Below are 1,407 nucleotides of genomic sequence, written 5' to 3' on the forward strand. Positions count from 1 at the left end.
GAGCTGCTCGAGGATCGCCGGGTTCTCGAGCGTGGACGTGTCCTGCGTGATCGCCTCGCCCTTCGCGAGCGAGCGCAACAGGCGCCGCATGATCTTGCCCGAGCGCGTCTTCGGCAGGTTGTCGCCGAAGCGGATGTCCTTCGGCTTCGCGATCGGCCCGATCTGCTTGCCGACCCAGTCGCGCAGCGCTTTCGCGAGCGCCGCCGCTTCCTCGCCCTCCGGACGCGAGCGCTTGAGCACCACGAACGCGACCACCGCCTCGCCGGTCGTGTCGTCCGGGCGGCCGACCACCGCCGCTTCCGCGACCAGCTCGTGCGACACCAGCGCCGACTCGATCTCCATCGTGCCGAGCCGGTGGCCCGACACGTTCAGCACGTCGTCGATGCGGCCCATGATCGTGAAGTAGCCGGTGTCCTTGTCGCGCACCGTGCCGTCGCCGGCGAGATAGAGCGTGCCGCCGAGTTCTTCCGGGTAATAACTCTTCTTGAAGCGCTCCGGGTCGCCCCAGATCGTGCGGATCATCGCCGGCCACGGACGCTTGACGACGAGAATCCCGCCTTGCCCGTTCGGTACGTCCTGGCCCGTCTCGTCGACCACCGCGGCCATGATGCCCGGCAGCGGCAGCGTGCACGAACCCGGCACCGTCGGCGTCGCGCCCGGCAGCGGCGTGATCATGTGGCCGCCGGTTTCGGTCTGCCACCACGTGTCGACGATCGGGCAGCGCTCCTGGCCGACGTGCTTGTGGTACCACATCCACGCTTCCGGATTGATCGGCTCGCCGACCGTGCCGATGATGCGCAGGCTCGACAGGTCGTAACTCTTCGGGTGGACCTTGTCGTCGGCTTCGGCGGCCTTGATCAGCGAACGGATCGCGGTCGGCGCGGTGTAGAACACCGTGACCTTGTGATCGCCGATCATCTTCCAGAAGCGGCCGGCGTCCGGATACGTCGGCACGCCCTCGAACACGACCTGCGTGCCGCCGCACGCGAGCGGGCCGTACGTGATGTACGTGTGGCCGGTGACCCAGCCGATGTCGGCCGTGCACCAGAACACGTCGGCGGGCTTCCAGTCGAAGGTCCACTTCATCGTCTGCGCGGCCCACAGCAGGTAGCCGCCGGTGCTGTGCTGCACGCCCTTCGGCTTGCCGGTCGAGCCCGACGTATACAGGATGAACAGCGGATGCTCGGCGCCGACCCATTCCGGCGCGCAGGTGTCGGACTCGCCGTCGGCGATCTCGTGCATCCACAGGTCGCGTTCGGCATGCCAGTCGATCTTGCCGCCGGTGCGGCGATAGACGATCACGCTCTTGACCGCTTCGCAGCCGCCCATCGCGAGCGCTTCGTCGGCGATGCTCTTGAGCGGCAGCGTCTTGCCGCCGCGCGCCTGCTCGTCGGCGGTGATGAGCGC

1 protein-coding gene is annotated in these 1,407 nt (G+C 68.2%); it reads right to left on the reverse strand.

The window, feature by feature from the left end; translation table 11 throughout:
* The coding region (gene acs, locus U4Z31_RS36840; RefSeq protein ID WP_321812980.1) for an acetate--CoA ligase at positions 1–1,407 on the reverse strand (1,407 nt) is incomplete at both ends.

The organism is Burkholderia sp. BCC1985, from assembly GCF_905339915.1.
Lineage (GTDB): Bacteria > Pseudomonadota > Gammaproteobacteria > Burkholderiales > Burkholderiaceae > Burkholderia.